Annotated in this window: 23 protein-coding genes and 1 pseudogene; 12 read left to right on the plus strand and 12 right to left on the minus strand. The window is 58.9% G+C overall.

All coding sequences use genetic code 11. The features are described from left to right. Both ACRESH_RS10310 and ACRESH_RS10315 read left to right on the plus strand, forming a co-directional pair. Nucleotides 1–185, plus strand: a pseudogene (locus ACRESH_RS10310) (IS110 family transposase); the annotation flags it as partial. A gap of 94 nt (nt 186–279) precedes the next feature. Next, complete coding sequence (locus ACRESH_RS10315; RefSeq protein ID WP_038611853.1) at nt 280–507, plus strand: hypothetical protein; 228 nt, start codon at nt 280–282, stop codon at nt 505–507. Here ACRESH_RS10315 and ACRESH_RS10320 read toward each other — a convergent pair whose 3' ends face one another. From ACRESH_RS10320 to ACRESH_RS10330, 3 genes are all read right to left on the minus strand, one after another. Then, nucleotides 508–1,158, minus strand: a complete 651-nt coding sequence (locus ACRESH_RS10320) for an RES family NAD+ phosphorylase (RefSeq protein WP_431741890.1) — start codon at nt 1,156–1,158, stop codon at nt 508–510. It lies immediately after the preceding gene. Continuing rightward, nucleotides 1,151–1,780, minus strand: a complete 630-nt coding sequence (locus ACRESH_RS10325; RefSeq protein WP_431741891.1) for a hypothetical protein — start codon at nt 1,778–1,780, stop codon at nt 1,151–1,153. The genes ACRESH_RS10320 and ACRESH_RS10325 overlap by 8 nt, the downstream gene beginning before the upstream one ends. A 117-nt stretch (nt 1,781–1,897) precedes the next feature. Next, nucleotides 1,898–2,632, minus strand: coding sequence for a transglutaminase-like cysteine peptidase (locus ACRESH_RS10330; protein ID WP_431741892.1), 735 nt, complete (start codon nt 2,630–2,632; stop codon nt 1,898–1,900). Nucleotides 2,633–2,837: 205 nt separating this feature from the next. Between ACRESH_RS10330 and ACRESH_RS10335 the strand changes: the two genes are divergently transcribed. Beyond that, on the plus strand, nt 2,838–3,194 hold the full coding sequence (locus ACRESH_RS10335) for a hypothetical protein (protein WP_431741893.1): 357 nt from the start codon (nt 2,838–2,840) through the stop codon (nt 3,192–3,194). Between the two features lie 104 nt (nt 3,195–3,298). On the opposite strand, the gene ACRESH_RS10340 is transcribed toward ACRESH_RS10335, so the two are convergent. Continuing rightward, entirely contained in the window at nt 3,299–3,904 is a 606-nt protein-coding gene (locus ACRESH_RS10340; protein WP_431741894.1) for an RNA polymerase sigma factor, read from the minus strand. A 745-nt stretch (nt 3,905–4,649) separates the two neighbouring features. Between ACRESH_RS10340 and ACRESH_RS10345 the strand changes: the two genes are divergently transcribed. Further along, entirely contained in the window at nt 4,650–6,173 is a 1,524-nt protein-coding gene (locus ACRESH_RS10345; RefSeq protein ID WP_431741895.1) for an FAD-dependent monooxygenase, read from the plus strand. A 58-nt stretch (nt 6,174–6,231) separates the two neighbouring features. Here the strand turns inward: ACRESH_RS10345 and ACRESH_RS10350 are convergent, their stop codons facing one another. Then, nucleotides 6,232–7,407: a sugar transporter gene (locus ACRESH_RS10350; protein WP_431741896.1), complete on the minus strand. Its 1,176-nt coding sequence runs from the start codon at nt 7,405–7,407 to the stop codon at nt 6,232–6,234. A 259-nt stretch (nt 7,408–7,666) separates the two neighbouring features. On the opposite strand from ACRESH_RS10350, the gene ACRESH_RS10355 reads away from it, so the two are divergent. The 3 genes from ACRESH_RS10355 (at nt 7,667) to ACRESH_RS10365 (ending at nt 8,804) form a co-directional block, all read left to right on the plus strand. Next, nucleotides 7,667–7,891: a hypothetical protein gene (locus ACRESH_RS10355; protein WP_431741897.1), complete on the plus strand. Its 225-nt coding sequence runs from the start codon at nt 7,667–7,669 to the stop codon at nt 7,889–7,891. A 120-nt stretch (nt 7,892–8,011) separates the two neighbouring features. Further along, a complete protein-coding gene (locus ACRESH_RS10360; RefSeq protein ID WP_431741898.1) occupies nt 8,012–8,275 on the plus strand; it encodes a PepSY domain-containing protein in 264 nt (87 codons plus the stop codon). A 1-nt stretch (nt 8,276) separates the two neighbouring features. Further along, a complete protein-coding gene (locus ACRESH_RS10365; RefSeq protein WP_431741899.1) occupies nt 8,277–8,804 on the plus strand; it encodes a cytochrome b/b6 domain-containing protein in 528 nt (175 codons plus the stop codon). Between the two features lie 2 nt (nt 8,805–8,806). Here the strand turns inward: ACRESH_RS10365 and ACRESH_RS10370 are convergent, their stop codons facing one another. The 3 genes from ACRESH_RS10370 to ACRESH_RS10380 form a co-directional block, all read right to left on the minus strand. Then, nucleotides 8,807–10,921, minus strand: a complete 2,115-nt coding sequence (locus ACRESH_RS10370) for a TonB-dependent receptor (protein WP_431741900.1) — start codon at nt 10,919–10,921, stop codon at nt 8,807–8,809. A gap of 160 nt (nt 10,922–11,081) precedes the next feature. Further along, nucleotides 11,082–11,561, minus strand: a complete 480-nt coding sequence (locus ACRESH_RS10375) for a copper chaperone PCu(A)C (RefSeq protein ID WP_431741901.1) — start codon at nt 11,559–11,561, stop codon at nt 11,082–11,084. After that, complete coding sequence (locus ACRESH_RS10380) at nt 11,561–12,172, minus strand: SCO family protein (protein WP_431741902.1); 612 nt, start codon at nt 12,170–12,172, stop codon at nt 11,561–11,563. The genes ACRESH_RS10375 and ACRESH_RS10380 overlap by 1 nt, the downstream gene beginning before the upstream one ends. A gap of 269 nt (nt 12,173–12,441) precedes the next feature. Here ACRESH_RS10380 and ACRESH_RS10385 point away from each other — a divergent pair, with 269 nt between their 5' ends. Together ACRESH_RS10385 and ACRESH_RS10390 are read left to right on the plus strand one after the other, a co-directional pair. Continuing rightward, nucleotides 12,442–13,128, plus strand: a complete 687-nt coding sequence (locus ACRESH_RS10385) for a TetR/AcrR family transcriptional regulator (RefSeq protein WP_431741903.1) — start codon at nt 12,442–12,444, stop codon at nt 13,126–13,128. 93 nt (nt 13,129–13,221) lie between these two features. Further along, nucleotides 13,222–14,001, plus strand: coding sequence for a TSUP family transporter (locus ACRESH_RS10390; RefSeq protein ID WP_431741904.1), 780 nt, complete (start codon nt 13,222–13,224; stop codon nt 13,999–14,001). Here the strand turns inward: ACRESH_RS10390 and nudC are convergent. Together nudC and ACRESH_RS10400 are read right to left on the minus strand one after the other, a co-directional pair. Then, entirely contained in the window at nt 13,969–14,799 is an 831-nt protein-coding gene (nudC, locus tag ACRESH_RS10395; RefSeq protein WP_431741905.1) for an NAD(+) diphosphatase, read from the minus strand. The genes ACRESH_RS10390 and nudC overlap by 33 nt on opposite strands. Before the next feature lie 33 nt (nt 14,800–14,832). Further along, nucleotides 14,833–15,645: a crotonase/enoyl-CoA hydratase family protein gene (locus tag ACRESH_RS10400; RefSeq protein WP_431741906.1), complete on the minus strand. Its 813-nt coding sequence runs from the start codon at nt 15,643–15,645 to the stop codon at nt 14,833–14,835. Nucleotides 15,646–15,803: 158 nt separating this feature from the next. On the opposite strand from ACRESH_RS10400, the gene nhaB reads away from it, so the two are divergent. After that, complete coding sequence (gene nhaB / locus ACRESH_RS10405; protein ID WP_431741907.1) at nt 15,804–17,306, plus strand: sodium/proton antiporter NhaB; 1,503 nt, start codon at nt 15,804–15,806, stop codon at nt 17,304–17,306. 26 nt (nt 17,307–17,332) lie between these two features. Here the strand turns inward: nhaB and zwf are convergent, their stop codons facing one another. Further along, the gene (zwf, locus tag ACRESH_RS10410; protein ID WP_431741908.1) at nt 17,333–18,832 is read right to left on the minus strand and encodes a glucose-6-phosphate dehydrogenase; all 1,500 of its coding nucleotides are present in this window, start codon (nt 18,830–18,832) and stop codon (nt 17,333–17,335) included. Then, nucleotides 18,829–19,812, minus strand: coding sequence for a phosphogluconate dehydrogenase (NAD(+)-dependent, decarboxylating) (gene gnd, locus ACRESH_RS10415; protein ID WP_431741909.1), 984 nt, complete (start codon nt 19,810–19,812; stop codon nt 18,829–18,831). Before gnd ends, zwf begins: the two co-directional genes overlap by 4 nt. Nucleotides 19,813–20,011: 199 nt before the next feature. Here gnd and ACRESH_RS10420 point away from each other — a divergent pair, with 199 nt between their 5' ends. Together ACRESH_RS10420 and ACRESH_RS10425 are read left to right on the plus strand one after the other, a co-directional pair. After that, nucleotides 20,012–20,179 carry a DUF6026 family protein gene (locus ACRESH_RS10420; RefSeq protein WP_431741910.1) on the plus strand — a complete coding sequence of 56 codons (168 nt, stop codon included), beginning with the start codon at nt 20,012–20,014 and terminating at the stop codon, nt 20,177–20,179. 98 nt (nt 20,180–20,277) lie between these two features. Then, on the plus strand, nt 20,278–20,730 hold the full coding sequence (locus ACRESH_RS10425) for an SgcJ/EcaC family oxidoreductase (RefSeq protein WP_431741911.1): 453 nt from the start codon (nt 20,278–20,280) through the stop codon (nt 20,728–20,730). Nucleotide 20,731 lies beyond the last annotated feature (1 nt).

The following is a 20,731-nucleotide window of genomic DNA, read 5'->3' on the forward strand; positions in this document are numbered from 1 at the left end:
ACACCAGCTGTGCAATCAAGGCTACAGCGCATCAACTTGCCCGACTGGTCTACACACTCCTCACAAAGAAACAGACCTATGTTGAACAGGGCCTTGATGCATTTGAAGCCAGAAGCCAAGACCGACAACTCCGGGCTTTGCTTCGCAAAGCCCGGAAACTGGGGTATCAGCTTGTGGCAGCCTAAGAGACTTAAGAATCAGTGGCTTATATTTTGTTTGATGAGAGCGGGCTTGCCCCGCAATAGGCCCCAACTCAATACACACACCTCGGAGACCCCCATGGGCCTGAAAAAATCCTCCGCTGAACTCAAGCGTGACCTGAAAAGCGTCGCTTCCAACCTGGAACGCACTGCCGGTGAGATCAGCAAACTGGCCGAGCGTATCGACGGTGTCGATGTCGTCGCCGTGCTGCACCTGATGAACCGTCTGTACAAGGATTCGGACAAGCTCCATGCCTACGCCGACGAGATCAAGAGCGGGCGTATCGTGCGGGCCAAGGCCGAGTGATCAGTTGCTGCGCCCGGCGACGATAAGCACGCCGATCTGTTCGGCCAGTTCCAGTACCTGCAAATAAGCCACACTGTCCTGCAACAAACTGCGGGATTCCCCCAGCCCTGCAAGCGAGTTCACTGCTACCCGGTCACCAAACAACATCAACGCCCGCGCACTGTCGTCCTGACGCGAGGTCCAGCACAGGCCCTGGACATCGGCGCACTGGCGATAAATGGCCTCGGCCCATTGGCGGGTCAGCGGGTACTGGTCCTTCTCGGTATCGATCAACAGCTTGCGCGGCACCCCCAACTTGCGCAGCGCCTTGCTGCCCAGATCCACCAACAGCAGGTCCTGGCTACAGTGCAGCAACGAGTGCTGCTGGCCTGCCAGCTTGCCTTTGTCGTAGGTCTTCAAACCCGCGGCAAAGGGCACGTCATGGAACACGGTTTCCATCGCCGCACAGTCGAAACTGATGCCGCCGTAGAGGGTCGGAACTGGTTGGCCATGGGCATCGCGGATCGGACTGAAGCGCGCATTGCCATTGAGCCCTGGGTTGAACTGGACAGCACCATAGCGCTCAAGGTGCACCCGATGAATTGGCGTGCCCGCAGCCCAGGTCAAGGTCGATAACTGCAGATGGCCCGGCGGCTGCGGGGTATCAGCCATGAGCAACGGCCTGCAGCTCGTCCTCGGCGGCGGTCAGCACCCGTTGCGGATCGCTGGCCAGCAGGTCCATTGGCCGCTTGCCTGCGAGAAAGCTATTGGCCGACATGAACCAGTAGGCCAGGCCCCAGCTGTCTTTGCCCTGGCCAAACAGCGCTAGCACCGGGGCCATGGCTTTCAGTGGCCGGTAGCCGCTGGCGGCGTCCAGGCCATAGGCCGGAAAATAATCCACACCATGGTGACGCAAGGCGAAGATCGCCCCTTCGCGCTTCCATTTGTTCGGCTGGGCGCTTGGATTGCTCAGACTGAACCCGGCCAGCCCGGCGATTTGCGCAGCGGTCAACCACTCGCCGCTCTCCAGCACCGCGGTGCGTGCCTGTGCCAGCATCGCCGCCTCCTTGAGCGCTGTGGGTGTCGGCGGCACCTTGGGTACCAGGGCTTCGACGATAGATTCCAGGGTCTGCTGATGCTGACGCCCGACCAGGTCCTTGACGAACTCGGCAATGCTGGCAAAGGTTTCGGCGATGGCATCAGCCTCGCGCGGGCTGGCGTGGGCCAGCGCCAGGGCCAGCACTTTTTCAGCCTGGCGCAGGTTCAGTTGCTTTTGATTCGGCGTGCGGCTCATGGAGCCTCCGCATGATTAAATTGGATATGATGATCCAATACTAATCCAGATAACCAGCAACCGCCATCCAGGCACGCCCGAGCCAATGGCCTGCGAGAAAACCCCGGGCCACCACTGTCAGTACTCCAATCTTACAGCCGAGATCAGAAGATTGGACTGCGTGCCAGCCACAACATAATTGGTTAAGTCCGACTCTTCACGCTTTGCTCTTCGCACGAGCGACAACCAGCTGGGCAACTGGCCAACACTGCCAACCAATTGTAAATCTGCGTGATTAAACTTATATAAGTTGAGTTCATCAAATGCAAATTCTGCTTTTAAATCATCACGTTGCACAAATGGACGAATTCCGTTTTCGAGATTATCCAACAGCAATGGCTGTGCTTCAGAGTCCTCCCAGTAGCCGAGTACCATATGCGCTTGTTTGTTTGATGACTGTGTAGCGTACACAAGACGCAAGCGACTCTCAGGAATCCCTAGTAACCGCAAAGTGAAGAATTTCGCCAATGCAAAATCCTCACAATCACCCATACCCTTTTCTAGCGTCTCCAAGGGTGATGCCCAATAGTCAGCTTGCTTCCATATATCAACATCTTCGCCATAACGAATCGTACGATTGAAGAACGCATTCACACGCTGTAGCTTTTCGTGATCAGTGAGATGAGCCGATCCGGTGACCAAAGAGCGCCAGTCGCTAACGCGTTGCATTCCCTTCTGGCTCTGCTGCATATTCTGAGAAAGCGGCGTGGCGATAGCGCTCCCCCACATGACGCCCCAACCGAGCACAAAAGCAGAAAAAATCTTCAATTGCTGCTTAATACTTTTCGAAATAAGGATATACAGTTTTATCAAGCAGTACCTCACTTAATAACAATTGGTTCCTACAGAGCGACCGGCTAAACCGATCAGCACCATAAGGCATAGGCATGCCAGCAGACAAGGTGCGTCCGTCGGACAACTGGAAAGGAGCCGTCAGTCCGAACACCTGTAACAAATCCTCCTTTTTTGCGTCTATGGATAGCAAGCCTCAAGCCCTGAGCATTCTGAGGAAACCACTATGAAACAGATATTTAAGATGTCGGTAGTCGTTGCGGCTGCCATTTTGAGTAGCGCTACCTCAGCGGCGAATAACGCTGAGAAGTCAAGCACCGCTCAAACCCGCGATGAATCGTCTCCATTGTTGCTCGCCGAAGGCGGTAGCGATCGATTGACCAACTTCCATCTACAGAATGTATTGGTCAGAAGTCAGGCCGATAAAAACACCGGAGAACGCTATGTGCAAATGATCAAAGAGCAGCCTACTGCCTCTGGCGTAAATTCAACGAGCGAAGCACTTCCACAGCCTGATAAAATGGAGCCAAAATTAACCTCTCCTATCATCAGAGACAGAGAAGAATACCGGAGCGCCCATTGAGCCCTTATGCAGATTGATATCGTGACATTTACCTATCGCACAGGGACGTGCCCTGATGCCTGGGTAAGATGATCCAGAACCTAACGCCTAAGTTTCGTAGCCATTCAGCATCTACCTTCCTCTTGAAAATGACTGAGCATGACTTGCATACGCTGACGCCCGCGGTGCAACAACACGCGCACATTCACCTCTGTCAAGCCTAAGGCATTGGCAATTTCTTTGTACTCAAGCCCTCCGAAATCACGCATTATAACCACACTTCTCTGAGCGCCCGGCAAGCGATACAGCTGCTTATGAATACAGGCATGCAGTTCAACTCCGGTCAACAACTCCTCTGGGCCCTCATGATGCCATTGTTTAGGATGCGACACCCAAGAGCCATCTTCGTCAAGCCAAGGAACAAGAGATGAGCGATGATCAGAACCCCACCAATCCAATGAAATCTCTCGTCCTTTTCTCCGGTTTATTGAATGGGCTTCGTTAATCGCAATTCTCGCCAACCACGTCCGAAACGTTGAGCGTCCCTCGAACATAGCTACTGCCGCGACCGCTTTCAGCCATGTTTCCTGAGCAACATCATCTGCAGAGTCTGGGCCAACCAAGGGCGTTGCGAGAGCAATAAGAAAAGCATGGTGAGTTTTGATTAAACTCTCCAATGCATGAACATCACCGTCGTGTAGCCGCTCTATTAGAGCTCGCTCATTGTCCATAAATTTTCTCCAAAGTGCTCCGACAGATTACGAACAAGACGCTAATATCCGAGCACCTCTGACACCTCTCCACACACAAAACCAAGACACAAGGAAAGAAATTACAAATAACAGAAACCACTATTCCGATCAGAAAGATAACAAATTTTGCCAATACCCTGTAACACTGGCTTTACACTAACCTAATCACAATAAATTTCGCCAAGCAAACACAACACGCCTTAATATTGGATCCTAGATCACATCCCACGTTACGCAAGCACCGTTAAGCCCTTCAAATTACACGCAAATGATTATCATTTTTAATACAACCTTGTTTAATCAACAACATGAACGCTTTTGTAATTATTGCGACCCGCAACTAATAACATTAGTCATCTGCACACAGACCACGGCAAGTGGAGCATGCCCCTTTCCCAAGCCCTGTTAAAAATCCAACATACAACTCAACTTTATTTGGAGCCAAGGGTATCCACTTAAAACACTGTCTTTACTATTTTTCTTTTCCAGTCATTCTTCAAAACATTAAAAACAAACTTTTTAGCACCTTGCCTGCAGAATTTTGTCTTTACCAAGCTGCGGCGAGTACTATGCTTTTCTGACCGATGGACACGAGCGCACTACAATGCCGAGCCTGGATTTTCTCGTCCATTCCCTGATCGTCGTGCTGATTCCCGGCAGCGGCGTGATCTTTGCCGGCCTGGGCCTGAACCTGGCGTTCGCCCAGCGCTGAGGAGCGTTTGCGATGAAGCGCTGTGAGGTATTGATCATTGGTGCCGGCCCTACCGGGCTGGTGCTGGCCTTGTGGCTGAGCAAGCTGGGCGTCAAGGTGCGCATCATCGACAGGACCGCCAGCCCTGGCACCACCTCCCGCGCCCTGGCGGTGCAGGCGCGGACCCTGGAGCTGTATCGTCAGCTGGACCTGACGGCGGCCATCCTTGAACACGGCCACCGGGTGCCGGCGGCCAACCTCTGGGTAAAAGGCCAAGCGGCAGCGCGCTTGCCCTTCAGCACTATCGGCGCCGAGTTTACGCCCTACCCCTTCCTGCACATCTTCCCTCAGGATGAGCATGAACAACTGCTGATCGAGCGCCTGCAGGCCTTTGGTGTCGAGGTAGAACGCGAGACTGAGCTGCTGGGATTCAACCAGGATGCCCAGGGAGTCAGTGCTCAACTGCGTCGCGCCGACGGCCTGGAAGAACACTGCGAAGCGAACTACCTGGCCGGTTGCGACGGCGCCCACTCCACCGTGCGCAAGGTGTTGGGCATTGGCTTTCCCGGGGGTACCTACCAGCAAGTCTTCTATGTCGCCGACGTCCAGGCTTCGGGCCCTGCACTCAACGGCGAACTGCATGTAGACCTGGACGACGCAGACTTCCTCGCGGTCTTTCCCCTGGCTGGCAGCGGCCGGGCGCGGCTGATCGGCACCGTACGCGACGAACGTGCCGAGCACCCTGAGCAGCTGCGCTTCGAAGACGTCAGCCAGCGGGCCATCGAACACCTCAAAGTGCAGGTGCAACAGGTCAATTGGTTTTCCACCTACCGCGTGCACCACCGGGTGGCGGGACATTTCAGCCACCGGCGTGGTTTCCTGCTGGGCGACGCCGCCCACGTCCACAGCCCTGCGGGTGGCCAGGGCATGAACACGGGCATTGGTGACGCCATCAACCTGGCCTGGAAACTTGCCAGCGTGTTGCGCGGTAAAGCCCAAGCCAGCCTGCTGGCCACCTACGAAATCGAACGCAGCGCCTTTGCCCAGCGCCTGGTGTCCACCACCGACCAGGTATTCAACTTCGTCACCGCCGATGGCCGCCTGGCCGCTCTGCTGCGCACCCGCCTGACACCGCGGTTGATCCCTCGGCTAGTGGCCTTCAAATCGGCCCGCGAATTTCTCTTTCGCACCGTCTCGCAGATCACCCTCAACTATCGTTATATGCCCCTGAGCACCGGTAACGCCGGCCAGCTCCAGGGGGGCGATCGCCTGCCCTGGGTGGCGGAAGGTGGGCGCGACAATTTCAGTGGTCTTAATCGAATGTGCTGGCAAGTACAGGTATACGGCGCAGTCAGCGCCAGCCTGGTGCAATGGTGCAGCCAGCGCGGCATACCAGTAGACGTATTCATCTGGAGCGAAGCCCATGAAGCTGCGGGCCTGATGCGCGATGCCGTCTACCTCATACGACCGGACAGCTACATTGCCTTGGCCTGGAGCAATGCCGGCGCAGAAGTACTGCAAACCTATTTTGAAGAGCGTGGCCTAAACCCAAGCTGACGCCGCAAAAAACAACAGCGAAGCGAACTGTGCGCTTGATCTTGATTCGTCCGCACAGTCAACCTGCCCGGGCGAACCTATACGTCGTCACCCCACACAACACCAACCCCACCAGCGCCAGCGCTCCACCGACCAGCCCGATATTGGCCAACCCCATGTGCACACTGACCAGACTACCGATCAAAGCCCCCGCCCCGATGCCAATGTTATAGATCCCGGAAAATATCGCCATCGCCACGTCCGTCGCATCAGACGCCAGCACCAACACCTTCGACTGCAACGCCAGGCTGAAACACATGATCGCAATCCCCCAGAAAACACTCAGGGTGCCGAGCCAGCCAAAGTCACCCGACAACGGCAGCAGCAGGAGCAGACAGATCGCCAGCACCGCAATCGCAGCCACCAGGAACCCGCTGGGGAAGCGCTCACTGTAGCGGCTGAACAGCACCGAGCCGAATACCCCGGCGCCGCCAAACAGCAACAGCAGCACAGTGGTGAGCTCGCCACCAATCTGCGCGACATTCAAGGAAAACGGCTCGATGTAACTGTAAGCCGTGAACTGCGCGGCAATCACCAGCGCCACCAACACATATACCGTCACCAGCGCCGGGCGCTTGAACAACACCGGCACACTGCGCAACGAGCCCGAATTCTGACTGGGCAACAACGGCAGCGACTTGACCAGACAGATCAAAGTCGCCAGCGCCACCCCGGCAATCACCAGAAAAGTAGTGCGCCAGCCCAGCGCCTCCCCCACCACCCGGCCCAACGGAATACCCATCACCATCGCCAGCGTCGTGCCGGTCGCCAACAGCCCCAGCGCCTTGGCCTGCTGCCCTGGCGGTGCCACCCGCACCGCCAAAGACGCGGTAACAGCCCAGAACACCGCGTGCGCCAAAGCAATCCCGATCCGACTGAGCAACAGCATGGCGAAACTCTGCGCCACCCCGGACAACAAATGGCTGACGATAAACAACACAAACACAACGATCAGCAACTTGCGCCGCTCGACATTGCGCGTCAGCAGCATCATCGGCAGCGAGGCCAGGGCCACTACCCAGGCGTAAATAGTCAGCATCAGGCCGACCTGGGCGGTGGGCATCTGGAAACTGGCGCCAATGTCACTGAGCAGGGCTACCGGCACAAACTCGGTAGTGTTGAAGATAAAAGCCGCCAAGGCCAAAGCAATCACACTGAGCCAGCTGCCGGCTCGCGCATCCACGGGTGTATTCATCGGTGGGGTGTTACTCCAGATCGATTGCAGACGCCGGGCGCGAAATTGCGCCCAGCATAATGCACCCACGCCCATCGGGCCTGAGTGGAAGCGTGTGCGCTGAGGAATTGGTTATAAGTATGCGGAGTATCGCTTGCTGGCAAGGATAGTACGTCAGGCTCCCGCCTGTCACAACCGCGCCGCTGACTGCTGGTCTGCCTGGCGAGGGCAGATTCCACGGGCACTGCTACACTGAATTCGCCGAAAGGAGGATTGCACCATGTCCGAAAAAGACATCACCACGCTACTGACCCTGATCGACCACCGGCAAGCCACGCTGGCCTCGGCCTGCAAGGAAATTGCCGACTGGATCGACCGCCAGGGCGACGTACCGGTCGCCGGCAGGATTCGCGCCAGCCTCAAGGCGGTGGAAGCCGACGAAGCACTGGTCAAGAAGACCCTGACCTCGCTGAGGGTCGAGCGCCCCCTGCCGCGTTTCCGCTGAACAGCGCCTGAATGCTCGAGCGGATTGGCGAAACATTCGCGAAGTCGCCATCTCTGGCATAAGCTCAATCTGGCTTCATGGCTGTGCTGCCGCGTGTACCCACGATCACGAGGACTCGTCATGCGTAATCTTCTGCTTGTTGCTCTGCTCGTCGCCAGCCCACTGGCGCTCGCCAAAACCGAATGTTCCAAGGCCGACAAGGTCCAGTGGCAGGATCCGGACAACTTCCAGCAAGACCTGAAAAATCAGGGCTACGAGATCAAGAAGTTCAAGATCACCGATGGCAATTGCTACGAGATCTATGGCTGGGACAAGGACAAACGCAAAGTCGAGATCTACTTCGATCCAGTCACAGGCAAGAAAGTGAAAGAAGAGATCGAGTGAAGTGAACGACACCTCCCTGCGCCTCTGGGACCCTTTGGTGCGGTTCTGCCATTGGTCGCTGGTGCTGGCCTTTGTCGGTGGTTACTTCTTTACCGAAGCAGGTGATGGTTGGCACCGCTGGCTGGGCTACTACGCCGTGGCCATTGTGCTGATCCGCACGGTTTGGGGTTTTCTCGGCACGCCAGCGGCGCGCTGGAAAGACTTCTGGCCGACCCCGGCAAGGCTGAAGTGGCACCTGCATACCTTGTTCAATGGCGAAAACTACCACCGCCTGGGCCATTCCCCGCTTGGTGCGCTGGTCATGGTACTGATGCTGGTGCTGATGATCGGTCTGGGCCTGAGCGGTTTTCTGCTGGAGGAAGTGGACTACTTCTGGGGCGAAGAGTTGCCGCGGGATATCCATGAGTACATGGCCGACACCTTGCTGGTGCTGGTCTGTGTACATATCGCCGCGGCCGGGCTCGAAAGCCTGCGCCTGAAGGAAAACCTGCCGTTGTCGATGATCACCGGCAGGCGACGCAAGCGTTAGCCTCAGAAGCGGTAGCTGGTGCTCAGCTCCAAGGTGCGTGGAGCGCCCGGGGTGATCAGGTCGACAGAGCCATGGGCCGAGGCGTAGTAGTCGCGGTCAAAGACGTTGCGCAAGCGCAGCGCCGCATCCCACTTCGGCTGGTTGTACAGCAAGGCTGCGTCCACCGTGGTGTAGGACGGCATCACTACCACGTTGTCCAGGGCGGTGTAACGCTCATCCACATAGTTGGCGCCCATGCCCACCCGCCAGGTCTCGGTCAGGGAGCGAACCAGCCACAGGTTGGCGCTGGTACGTGGGGTCAGGGTCGGCGTCTGGCCTTCGTTGGCCACACCATTGGTGCGGCTGTTGGACTTGGTGATTTCCGCATCCAGGAAGGCAAAGCCACCATACACCTGCCATTTGTCCGTCAACTGGCCACTGACCGTCGCTTCGAAACCGTCGGTACGCTGCTCACCCGCCAGCACCAGACTGGCCGGGTTGGCCGGGTCGGTGGTTTTCATGTTGGTGCGTTCCAGACGGAACAGAGCTGCGGTCACCGCCAGGCGGCTGTCGAGCAGATCCCACTTGGCACCGATCTCATAGTTGGTGGTTTCTTCCGGTTCCAGGCCCTGGTTGGCGCCACTCAAGGCGAACACTTCGGAAGACGGCTGGTAGGAACGGCTCACAGACACGTAGTAGGACTGAACCTGATCCGGCTGGAACACCAGGCCGACGCGTGGGCTCCAGGTGGTGTCGGTACGCGACAGATCGGCGCCGCTGAGGTCGTCGGCGTATTCCTGGTCGAAGACGTCGTAGCGCACCCCGACCAGGGCCTTCCACTGCGGTGCCAGCTCGATCAAGTCCTGAACGTAGAAACCGGCGGTGTCCTGGGTAGTGGTGCCCTTGGCGGTCTGACGGTTGGCCTGGAACGGCACATCCACCAGGGCATCACGGAATACCGGCACCCGGGCCACATTGCTCTGGCTGAACACCGATTGGTCCTTGACCTGGCGGCCCAATTCCACACCGTACAGCAGGTTATGGTTCATCCCGGCCAGCTGTGCCTGATGCTTGAGTTCGGTCTGGTTGAACCAGCCATCTTCGGTGCGCTGCACATTGCCGCGATTCAACTTGACCAGCAGTTCGCCATTGGCGGCGGTGACAAAGCGCGTGGGGCTGGAGTCGGCCAGGGTGTTATTGCGATCCAGATCGTAGTGGTAGTAACGGCTGGTGTTGCTCAGGGTGAAGTCGTCATTCAGACGATAATCAACGCCAGCAGTAAAGGAGAATACTTCGCTACGGACGTAGTCATCGTCCGGATCGGCAGCGCCGAAACGCTTGTCGCGGTCGACATCCACCGGGCGATCGCCCAGGGCTGGAATACCGAAATCGATCAGACGCTTGTCATACAGGTAAGTGGCGCCCACGGTCAGGTCGAGGTCGTCGGACAGCTTGAAGTAGGCGGTCGGCGCGATGGCCTTGCGGTCGATGTAGCCGTCATCGCGGAACGTGTCGCTGTCTTCCAGGGCCCCAGTAATACGAAACGCTTTGTCACCTTGCTGTTGGTCGGCCCAACCGGCATCAAACTGGGTACGGCGCTTGCCTTCGCTGTCGAAGCTCACTCCGACTTCGTGCACCGGGCTGAAGTTAGGCTTCTTGCTCACGCTGTTGATCAGACCGCCCGACGATCCACGCCCATAAAGCACCGCCGCCGGGCCCTTGATCACCTCCACCCGCTCGACGTTGGAAAGATCTCGGTAGTACAGCGCGTCGTCACGCACACCATCGACATACATATCGCCAATGGCGCTGAAACCACGAATGGTGACTTGGTCGCGCTGGCCATCGCCGTTGGACAGGCCGATGCCGGGCACGTTCTTGAGCACGTCTTCCATCGACTGCGCGCCCTGGTCCTTGATCACACTTTGCGGCACGACGTTGACCGTCTGCGGTATGTCGCGCAGCGGTGCGTCGATTTTCAGCGCGCTTTTGCTTTCGCTGGCCTTGTAGCTTTGTTCTTCGTAACTGCTGTTGACCGAGGTTGCCGGAATGGCCAGGGTTTCGGCCTGCAATGCTGGAGCAACCAGCACGCTCAGCACGGAAAGGGAGGCCGGGCGAATGCGCGAAAATGCCACCATGTGTTCCTTTTTTGTAAAGATTGTAAATAAGGAAGTAAATGGTAACGATTTGTATATGAGAAATAAATGCTAATACGACGCAATATTTTTACGCCGCACACAAAAAAACCAGGTTGCCGTCCTTGACAGCAGCCTGGCTTTAGTACTTGTCAGCAAGCGGTCAATGCATATGCGCGTGACCGTGCGTGGCTTCGGCATTCAGGGCACGTACCGGCGCCTTGAGCTCAAGGGTCTGCTTCTCGCCCTTGGCGTCTTCAATTACCAGGGTCAGGGGTACCTGCTCCCCTTCCTTGATCTGCTGCTTGAGCTTCATCAGCATCACGTGATAACCGTTGGGATCGAGGCTCACCGCCTTGCCAGCAGGCAAATCGATGCTGTGCACCTGCTTCATGCCCATGACGTCGTTGTCCATGGTCATCTGGTGCACCTGGACGATCTCGGCCACCGGTGATTGCACGTCCACCAGCTTGCTGTCGCTGCTGGCGGTGAGCACCATGAAGGCACCAGTGGATTGCTGGTGCGGCACGGTGGCGCGAACCCAGGCATCTGTGACCCTGGTGTCGGCCATGGCCGGCAGCGCCAGGCCGATCAGGGCCAGGGCGGCCAGGGTGCGTTTGAACGGTTGGGCTGGGTAACGCATCAACATACCTCCATGACCGTGAGCAGGTCTTGCGTACACTCTTTGGCGGTCAGTGAATGGGACAGTCCCAGGCGCAACTGGCCACGGGAATCGAAGACGTAACTGGTCGAAGTGTGCGAGATGGTGTAGGTATCGCCACTGGGTACCTTCTCGTAGAACACACCGAATTCCTTGGCGGCCGCGGCGGTCTCTTCGAGGGTCCCGGACAGCGCCACGAACGAGGGGTCGAAGGCCTTGACGTAGGCATCGAGCACCTCGGGGGTGTCGCGCTCAGGGTCCAGGCTGATGAACACCACTTGCAGGAAACCACCGTCGCGGCCCATCAGCTTCTTGATCTGCGCCGCGCGCGCCAGGGTGGTCGGACACACCGCCGGGCACTGGGTGAAGCCGAAGAACACCATCGGCATCGAACCCCAGAAGCTGGACAGAGTGCGTTCGTTGCCTTGGGGATCCTTGAGTTTGAAAGAGCGACCAAGGATCTGGTTGCTCATGTCCTTGCCGTATTTGAAGTCGAGCGCGCCACCGGAGCGGGGGTCGCAACCTGCCAGAACGCCGAGGCTTAGCAGGCTGATCCCGGCCATGACCTGGCGCCGGGTCAGTAAATCAGTCATGTAACCATCCTTTTGGGAAGGTGTTGCGCCTCGCGCACGAGGCCTGTCGAAAAAGCGCGACATTTTGTCATGGTGCTCTGCCAAGGTTCCAGCGCCTATCGCTGCGCACGTCTGTATCCCTTTATTTTCGGGGTGCGGCCCGTTGTCGCAGAATGTGACAAGAACCTCAACCCGACCGCTGAGCGCTTCCCGCTTACGGAAAGCTTACCCCTACCGCTATATATTTTTGTATATTGCGATATACATAACGAGGCCGGGCGAGACCGCAGATGGAAAACATGCCGTATCAGGACCCTGCGGGCACGCCAGGTGGCGCATCCTATGTCAGTGACAAACGGGTGGAGAAAACGCCCAATGAACCAGGGCGTCGCAATCGCGCCCTGATTTTACGCGTCGCAGCGAAAGCCTTTGCCCGCAAAGGCTTTGCCGCCACCACCCTGAGCGAAGTGGCCGAGCTCAGCGGTTTGCCTAAGGCCAACGTCAACTATTACGTCCACTCCAAGGAAAACCTCTACCAACAGGTACTCGACAGCGTCGCCCAGCGCTATCTGGACGCCTTTGCCCATCTGCGCCCGGCAAACGACCCGCTTGAGGCCATGGATCGCATGATCCGTGCCAAACTCAGGATCATCCGGACACGGCCCTGGGCGGCCAGGGTCTTTGTCGCCGAAATGATGCATGGCGCCCGGCACCTGCCCATCGCCCACTCCCAGCGCCTGCAGGATGAGATCCAGCAGGGTGTGGCTTGCCTGCAGCAGTGGATCGACAACCGCCAGCTGGCTGCAGTCGACGCCCGGCACCTGCTGATCAGCCTGTGGGCAACCACCCAGGCTTACGCCAACTTCGGCGCACACCTGAGCACTGACGCACACAAGGGCAAGACTCGCGATGCCGAGCTGGACAGCGCCGTGGCCAGCATCACCCGGCTGGTGCTGCACGGGGTATTACCCGGTTGAGCGCAGCATGCCCTGACAGACAGCCTTGATCTCCATTACCATATCGACCTTCGGGCGCAGCCCCTTCTGCGCCCAACCGATTAAGTCCATGCCATGCCTTTCGAACTTAGCGTAGATCTGACCACCCTCGCCATTCTCGCCGCCGTTGCCTTTGTTGCCGGATTCATCGATGCCATCGCCGGTGGCGGTGGCTTGTTGACCACCCCGGCGCTACTCACCGCCGGCATGCCGCCGCACCTGGTGCTGGGCACCAACAAGCTCAGTTCGACCTTTGGCTCGGCCACCGCCGGTTTCACCTACTACCGGCGCAAGCTGTTCCACCCGGCCCAGTGGCGCCACGCCTTGGCCGGCACCTTCGTCGGTGCCCTGATCGGCGCGGTGGTCGCGCATTACCTTCCGGCGGAGTGGCTGAACAAGATGCTGCCGGTGATCGTCTTCCTCTGCGGTGTCTACCTGCTGTTCGGCGGCACGCCCAAGGCGCCGCTGGATGCCGATGTGCCGGTGAAAAAGAAGTGGCAACTGCCCCAGGGCCTGACCCTGGGTTTCTATGATGGTGTGGCAGGCCCTGGTACCGGCGCGTTCTGGACCGTCAGCACCCTGCTGCTCTACCCCATCGACCTGGTCAAGGCCAGTGGGGTGGCCCGCAGCATGAACTTCGTCAGCAACGCCGCAGCCTTGTCGGTGTTCATCTTTTCCGGTCAGGTCGACTGGCTGGTAGGCCTGTCGATGGGTTCGGCGCTGATGGTCGGCGCCTTCTTCGGCGCGCGTACCGCCATCAGCGGCGGCAGCAAGTTCATCCGCCCGGTGTTCATCACCGTGGTCCTGGCGCTGACCGTGCGCCTAGCGTGGCAGCACTGGTTCGGCCAACCCTAAGCGCCGTGCCACATAGAGATCGATCAGGTAACGGGCAATCGAGCGCCCCGCTGGCAACGGCGGCAGCGCATCGACCCGGAACCACTGCGCGTCCTCGATCTCGTCCGCCTGCATGACGATCTCGCCAGCGGCATACTCGGCATGAAAGCCGAGCATCATCGAATGGGGGAACGGCCAGCACTGGCTACCGACGTACTGGATGTTCTTCACCTCGATCGCCACCTCTTCGCGCACCTCGCGCACCAGGCAGTCCTCGGCCGACTCCCCAGGCTCGGCAAAACCTGCCAGGGTGCTGTAGACCCCGGTGACAAAGCGCGGTGAACGGGCCAGGAGAATTTCGTCGCCGCGGGTGATGAGCACGATCATGCTCGGCGAAATGCGTGGGTAACTGCGCAGGTCACAGGGCTGGCAGTGCATTGCCCGCTCCAGGTGGATCTGGGTCATGGGTTGGCCACAGCTGCCACAAAACCGGTGCTCTCGGGCCCAGGTGGCGATCTGCGCGGCGTAGCCGAGGATCTTGTAGGTATCGAAGTCACCTTCGAGCATGAACTGGCGCAGCCCGCGCCAACTGCATCCGGCCACCGATTGCGCGCTCCTGAGTTCGAGCAGGTATACCGGCTGGCCATCTAAATGGCCAATACCGTGTTCGAACAGCACGTCCAGCTCCTGACGCTTGAGCCAGTCTCGCGGGAACAGCGCGCCGTTGTCATCGACCAGGAAACCCTCGCTGCAGCGGGCGACCGCCCAGCCGCCAGCGAGGTGAGTGTCCAGTACCGCGGTGGTCCAACGCACAGCCATGTTCCGGTTCCTTGCGCGGGTCCGCCGCTGCAATCAGTCGGCGAACTCAGGTTTCTGTTTGCTCATGTGGGCAGCCACGGCCACCCGCAGATCGGTGGATTGCAACATGGCGGCATTCCAGGTGGCAATGTACTCCAGGCCATCGTCGATACGGTGATCGCGCATATAGCTGAGCATTTCCTTGGTACCGGCCACGGCAATAGGTGATTTTCCCGCAATTTCGCCGGCAATGGCAAAGACTCCTTCGAGCAATGCCTCATAGTCGTCATAGAGCCGATTGACCAGGCCAATGCGCAGGGCTTCGTCAGCCTCGACCGTGCGCCCGGTATAGGCCAGCTCGCGCATGATGCCATCGCCGATGATCCGTGGCAGGCGTTGCAAGGTGCCGACATCGGCAGCCATGCCCATGTCGATTTCCTTGATCGAGAACTGTGCGTCTTTGCTGCAGTAGCGCATGTCGCAGGCCGAGACCAGGTCGATGGCGCCACCGATACAGTAGCCCTGGATCGCTGCCAGCACCGGCTTGCGGCAGTTGTCCACGGCATTGAAGGAGGCCTGCATGCGCAGGATGGTGCGGCGCAGCAGCCGGGCGTTGCGGCCCACGTCCTTGCCCAGCTCGTTGGCAACCGAGGCCAACAGCATCAGGTCGATGCCTGCAGAAAAGTGTTTGCCCGCCCCGCTGATGACCACCGCACGTACCGCGTCGGTGTCATCGATCCATTTGAAGATCTCGACGATTTCGCTCCAGAACGCCGCGTTCATCGCGTTGTACTTTTGCGCGCGGTTGATCTGGACGTGGGCGATGTTGTCGTTGAGTTCGACCTTGAATGCCTGGTACTCAGTCACGGTGCTCTCCTTGAAGGCGGCGAGGATAATCGCAGGACTATATCAAGGCACTCGCGTGGCCGAAGGCCGCGCTTGTGCCAAAACCGGGACTTTTACCTTGATCTGACCGCCTGTATCCGGCACCTTGCGCTCCTGTTGAATCATTAGGATACATTTTCATGTCCCGCTCGCTGGCCGGCGCCCTGGCCCATAACTTCCTCGGGCAGTCGCCCCGCTGGTACAAGGCCACCCTATGCCTGTTCCTGCTGCTCAACCCGGTGCTGCTGTTCACACTCGGGCCGGTGGTCACCGGCTGGGTGCTGGTGATCCAGTTCATTTTCACCCTGGGGATGGCCCTCAAATGCTATCCGCTGATGCCTGGCGGCCTGCTGGTGGCCGAAGCGTTGCTGCTGGGCATGAGCACGCCCCAGGCGCTGTATGACGAGCTGCAGCACAACTTCCCGGTGATCCTGTTGCTGATGTTCATGGTCGCTGGCATCTACTTCATGAAGGACCTGCTGCTGTTCCTGTTCTCGCGGATTCTCCTGGGTGTGCGCTCCAAGGCACTGTTGGCGTTGCTGTTCTGCTTTCTCTCGGCCTTCCTTTCGGCGTTTCTCGATGCCCTGACCGTTACCGCGGTAATCATCAGCGCAGCGGTCGGCTTCTACTCGGTTTACCACCGGGTCGCCTCGGGGGCCAACCCACGGGAAGAGTCGGACCTGGACAGCGATCAGCACATTGCCCATTTGCAACGCGAGGACCTGCAACAGTTTCGCGCCTTCCTGCGCAGCCTGCTGATGCATGGCGCCGTGGGTACCGCGCTGGGTGGCGTCTGCACCCTGGTTGGCGAGCCACAGAACCTGCTGATTGGCCATGAGATGGGCTGGCACTTCGGCGAATTCTTCCTCAAGGTTGCCCCGGTATCCCTGCCGGTGCTGGCCGCAGGCCTGGTGACCTGTGTGCTGCTGGAGAAACTGTGCTGGTTTGGCTACGGCACCTTGCTACCGGACAACGTGCGCCAGGTGCTGGCCACCTATGCCGCCGAAGACGATGCCCAGCGCACCGTGTACCAGCGTGCCGCCCTGTGGGTACAAGGCCTGGCAGCGCTGATCCTGATTATCGGCCTGGGCCTGCACATTGCTGAAGTGGGCCTGATCGGCCTGCTGGTGATCGTGCTGATCACCGCCTTTACCGGCATCACCGACGAGCACCGCCTGGGCCGCGCCTTCCAGGACGCCATGCCGTTCACCGCGCTACTGGTGGTGTTCTTTGCGGTGGTAGCGGTCATTCATGACCAGCAGCTGTTCACACCGCTGATCCAGTGGGTGCTGGCGCTGCCGGCTGATCAGCAACCCGGCATGCTGTTCATTGCCAATGGCTTGCTCTCGGCCATCAGCGACAACGTGTTCGTCGCCACTATCTACATCACCGAGGTCAAACAGGCGTTCCTCAACGGTCATATGAGCCGTGAGCACTTCGAGACCCTGGCGGTGGCGATCAACACCGGCACCAACCTGCCAAGCGTAGCCACACCCAATGGCCAGGCCGCCTTCCTGTTTCTGCTGACCTCGGCGATTGCGCCGTTGATTCGCCTGTCGTACGGGCGGATGGTGTGGATGGCGTTGCCGTACACCGCGGTGATGGGCGGATTGGGGTGGTGGGCGGTGACTTACTGGCTGTAAGGTCCTCCCGCGATGTGTTTTTGGCCTCAACCAATCGGATGCCATACCCGCCGATCCCGGGCCAGTAACTCATCGGCCGCCGCCGGGCCATCCTCACCTGCGGCATAGGGCTGCACTTCCCCGCCGTCCTTCCATGCCTCGAGAAACGGCTGCACTGCACGCCAGCCGTTCTCGATGTTATCGGCTCGCTGGAACAGCGTCTGATCCCCCGTCAGGCAGTCATAGATCAAGGTCTCGTAGCCCGTGGAAGGCTGCATCTTGAAGAAGTCCTTGTAGGCAAAACCCAGCTCGATGTTCTCCATCGCCAAGGCCGGCCCCGGACGCTTGGCTTGCAAGTCGAACCACATGCCTTCGTTCGGCTGGATCTGGATGCGCAGGTAGTTGGGCTGCAGCCGCTCAACCTCGGTATCCCGAAACTGCGCATAAGGCGCCGGCTTGAAACAGATGGCGATTTCCGTGTCGCGCACGCTCATGCGCTTGCCCGTGCGCAGGTAAAACGGCACACCGACCCAGCGCCAGTTATCAATCATGACCTTCAAGGCTACGTAGGTTTCGGTCTGGCTGTCCGGGTCGACCCGCGGCTCTTCGCGGTAGCCAGGCAGCTGCTTGCGCCCGTGCTTGCCTGCGGTGTATTGACCGCGCACCGAGTTTTTCAAGGCCATGGTCTTCGACCACGGACGAATGGCGCCGATCACCTTGGCTTTTTCACTGCGTACCGCATCGGCACCGAACGCCGCCGGAGGTTCCATGGCAACCATGGCCAGCAGCTGGAACAGGTGATTGGGCACCATATCGCGCAGGGCGCCGGTGCTGTCATAGAAGGCGCCGCGGCTTTCCACGCCGACAGTCTCGGCGGCAGTGATCTGTACGTGATCAATGTAGTGATTGTTCCAGAACGCTTCGAATATGCCGTTGGAAAAGCGACTGACGAGGATGTTCTGCACTGTCTCCTTGCCCAGATAGTGATCGATACGGTAGATCTGCTTTTCGCTCATGACCTTGAGCAGACAAGCGTTGAGCGCCTCGGCACTGGCAAGGTCTGCGCCGAAGGGTTTTTCCACCACCACCCGGCGAAAGCCGTCGCTTTCATCGAGCAACCCGGCTGCGCCCAGGCGTTGTACGACCTCGCTGAAAAAGCGTGGCGAGGTGGCCAGGTAGAACACCGCGTTGGCGCTGGGGTTCTTCTCGATGCGCCGGGCAATGGCCTGATAGGTGGCGTCGTCGAGGAAGTCGCCAGTCTGGTAGCCGATGTGTTTGGCCAAGCGGCTCCAGCGCTTTTCGTCCAGACAGTTGTCGCCCTGGCTGGCGTTGTCGCGCTCGCGCATGAAGGCTTCCAGGCGTTCGCCGAACTCAGCGTCGCTGGCGGCATTGTGGTCCACCCCAACGATACGCAAGTTTTTATCCAGCAGCCCGTCGCGGCTCAAGTTGTAGAGGGCCGGCATCAACAGGCGCTTGACCAGGTCGCCATTGGCGCCGAACAGAAACAGCGTGCAAGGCGGTGCAGCTTCGATCGGTATGTTGCTCATTCGGCTTTGTTCTCGACATGACCACCAAAGCCAAAGCGCATGGCCGAAAGCATCCGGTCAGCGTAGGTGCCCTGTTGCTGGCGTGAGCGAAAACGCGCGAACAAGGCACTGGACAACACCGGTACCGGTACCGCCTGCTCCACTGCGGCATCGATGGTCCAGCGCCCTTCGCCACTGTCTGCCACCGCGCCGCTGTAGTCACCGAGCTGCGGGTCGGCCACCAGAGCATCAGCGGTCAGGTCCAGTAGCCAGGAGGTGACCACGCTGCCGCGCCGCCAGACCTCGGCGATCTCGGCCACATCCAGATCAAAGCGCTGCTCGGCCGGCAAGGCCTCGCTACCCTTGCTCTTGAGGATGTCAAAGCCCTCGGCGTAAGCCTGCATCAAGCCGTATTCGATACCGTTATGAATCATCTTCACGTAGTGCCCTGCACCTGCCGGGCCTGCGTGGATATAACCCTGCTCGGCACGCCCGGCCGGCCCCTGGCGCCCACGGGTGCGGGGAATATTACCGACGCCGGGGGCAAGCGTGGCGAACAGTGGATCGAGGCGTTCGACAACGGCTTTCCCGCCGCCGATCATCATGCAGTAGCCGCGCTCCAGGCCCCAGACACCGCCCGAGGTACCGACATCGATATAGTGCAACTGACGTTTGCCCAGTTCGGTGGCACGGCGGATGTCGTCCTTGTAGAAGGTGTTGCCACCATCGATGATCACGTCATCGACATCCAGCAGATCAGCCAGTTGAGCAATGGTCTGCTCGGTCGGCTCGCCGGCCGGCAGCATCACCCAGACTGCGCGCGGTTTTTCCAGTTTGGCTACCAGGGCGCCCAGATCGTGCGCACCGCTGGCGCCCTCGCCCATCAGGGTCTGCACGAGCGTATGATCGCGATCATGCACCACCGTACGATGGCCACCGCGTATCAAGCGTCTTGCAATATTGCCGCCCATGCGGCCCAGCCCGACGATTCCCAGTTGCATGTGCCGATGCTCCCCTAACTGATGAAAACTGACCGTTCAGGCCTTGAAGGTTAGTCCAGCCTGCGTCTGCTTGGTTCATCGACGAACGGCAAGACAGCGGGAAACAAAAAAGTTCCCATGACTGGAAAAAGAACTCAGAATCCTCGCCCGATCGAGCGGCTACGCTTGTAACAACGACCAGCCCTTCGCGAGGTATGCAATGGCAACTCTTCTACCGAAAATGCCGCCCCAGACCCTCTACGTGACGGTTCACCGGGATGAGCTGCGACGCTTGCGCGAAGAGCGTGACCAGCTCCGGCAGCAAGTGGCGCAGTTGAGCCAGCAATTGCAGCAAGCCCAGGCGGGCGACAAAGTCACACCTGCCTGACCTTCCAAGGGAAGTTAGTCTCTATGCTGCCCACTGTGGCATTGCTGCACATTGAGGGCCCAGGCGCTGTGAGCGTCTTCTATCGAAAGGACTCTCCCGTGAAACACCCCACCCTGTTATTGCCCCTTGCCGTACTGGCCATCGTCTCATTCCCCGTACAGGCATCGAACTGTGTGCTGGTCAGCGAAGCCCAGGTCCTCGAGCTCTTCAGCCAGTGGAACAATAGCCTGCAAAGCGGTGAGCCGCAGCAAGTCGCAGCACTCTACAGCGATGACGCTATTCTGTTACCTACCCTGTCCAGTGAGCCACGCCTGAGCGCAACAAGCCGTATCGACTACTTCAAGGGATTCCTCAGCAAGCAACCTTCCGGTGCTCTTGATACCCACCATGTCACCCTGGGCTGCAACATGGCGAACTTATCGGGTCTTTACACCTTTACCTTGGCCCAAACCGGCGAACAGGTACCCGCGCGCTATTCATTTACCTACCGCCTGGAAGGTGGGCGCTGGCTGATCAACAGTCATCATTCGTCGCTGTTACCTGCCAGCTGAC

This window comes from Pseudomonas sp., from assembly GCF_050739775.1.
Lineage (GTDB): Bacteria > Pseudomonadota > Gammaproteobacteria > Pseudomonadales > Pseudomonadaceae > Aquipseudomonas.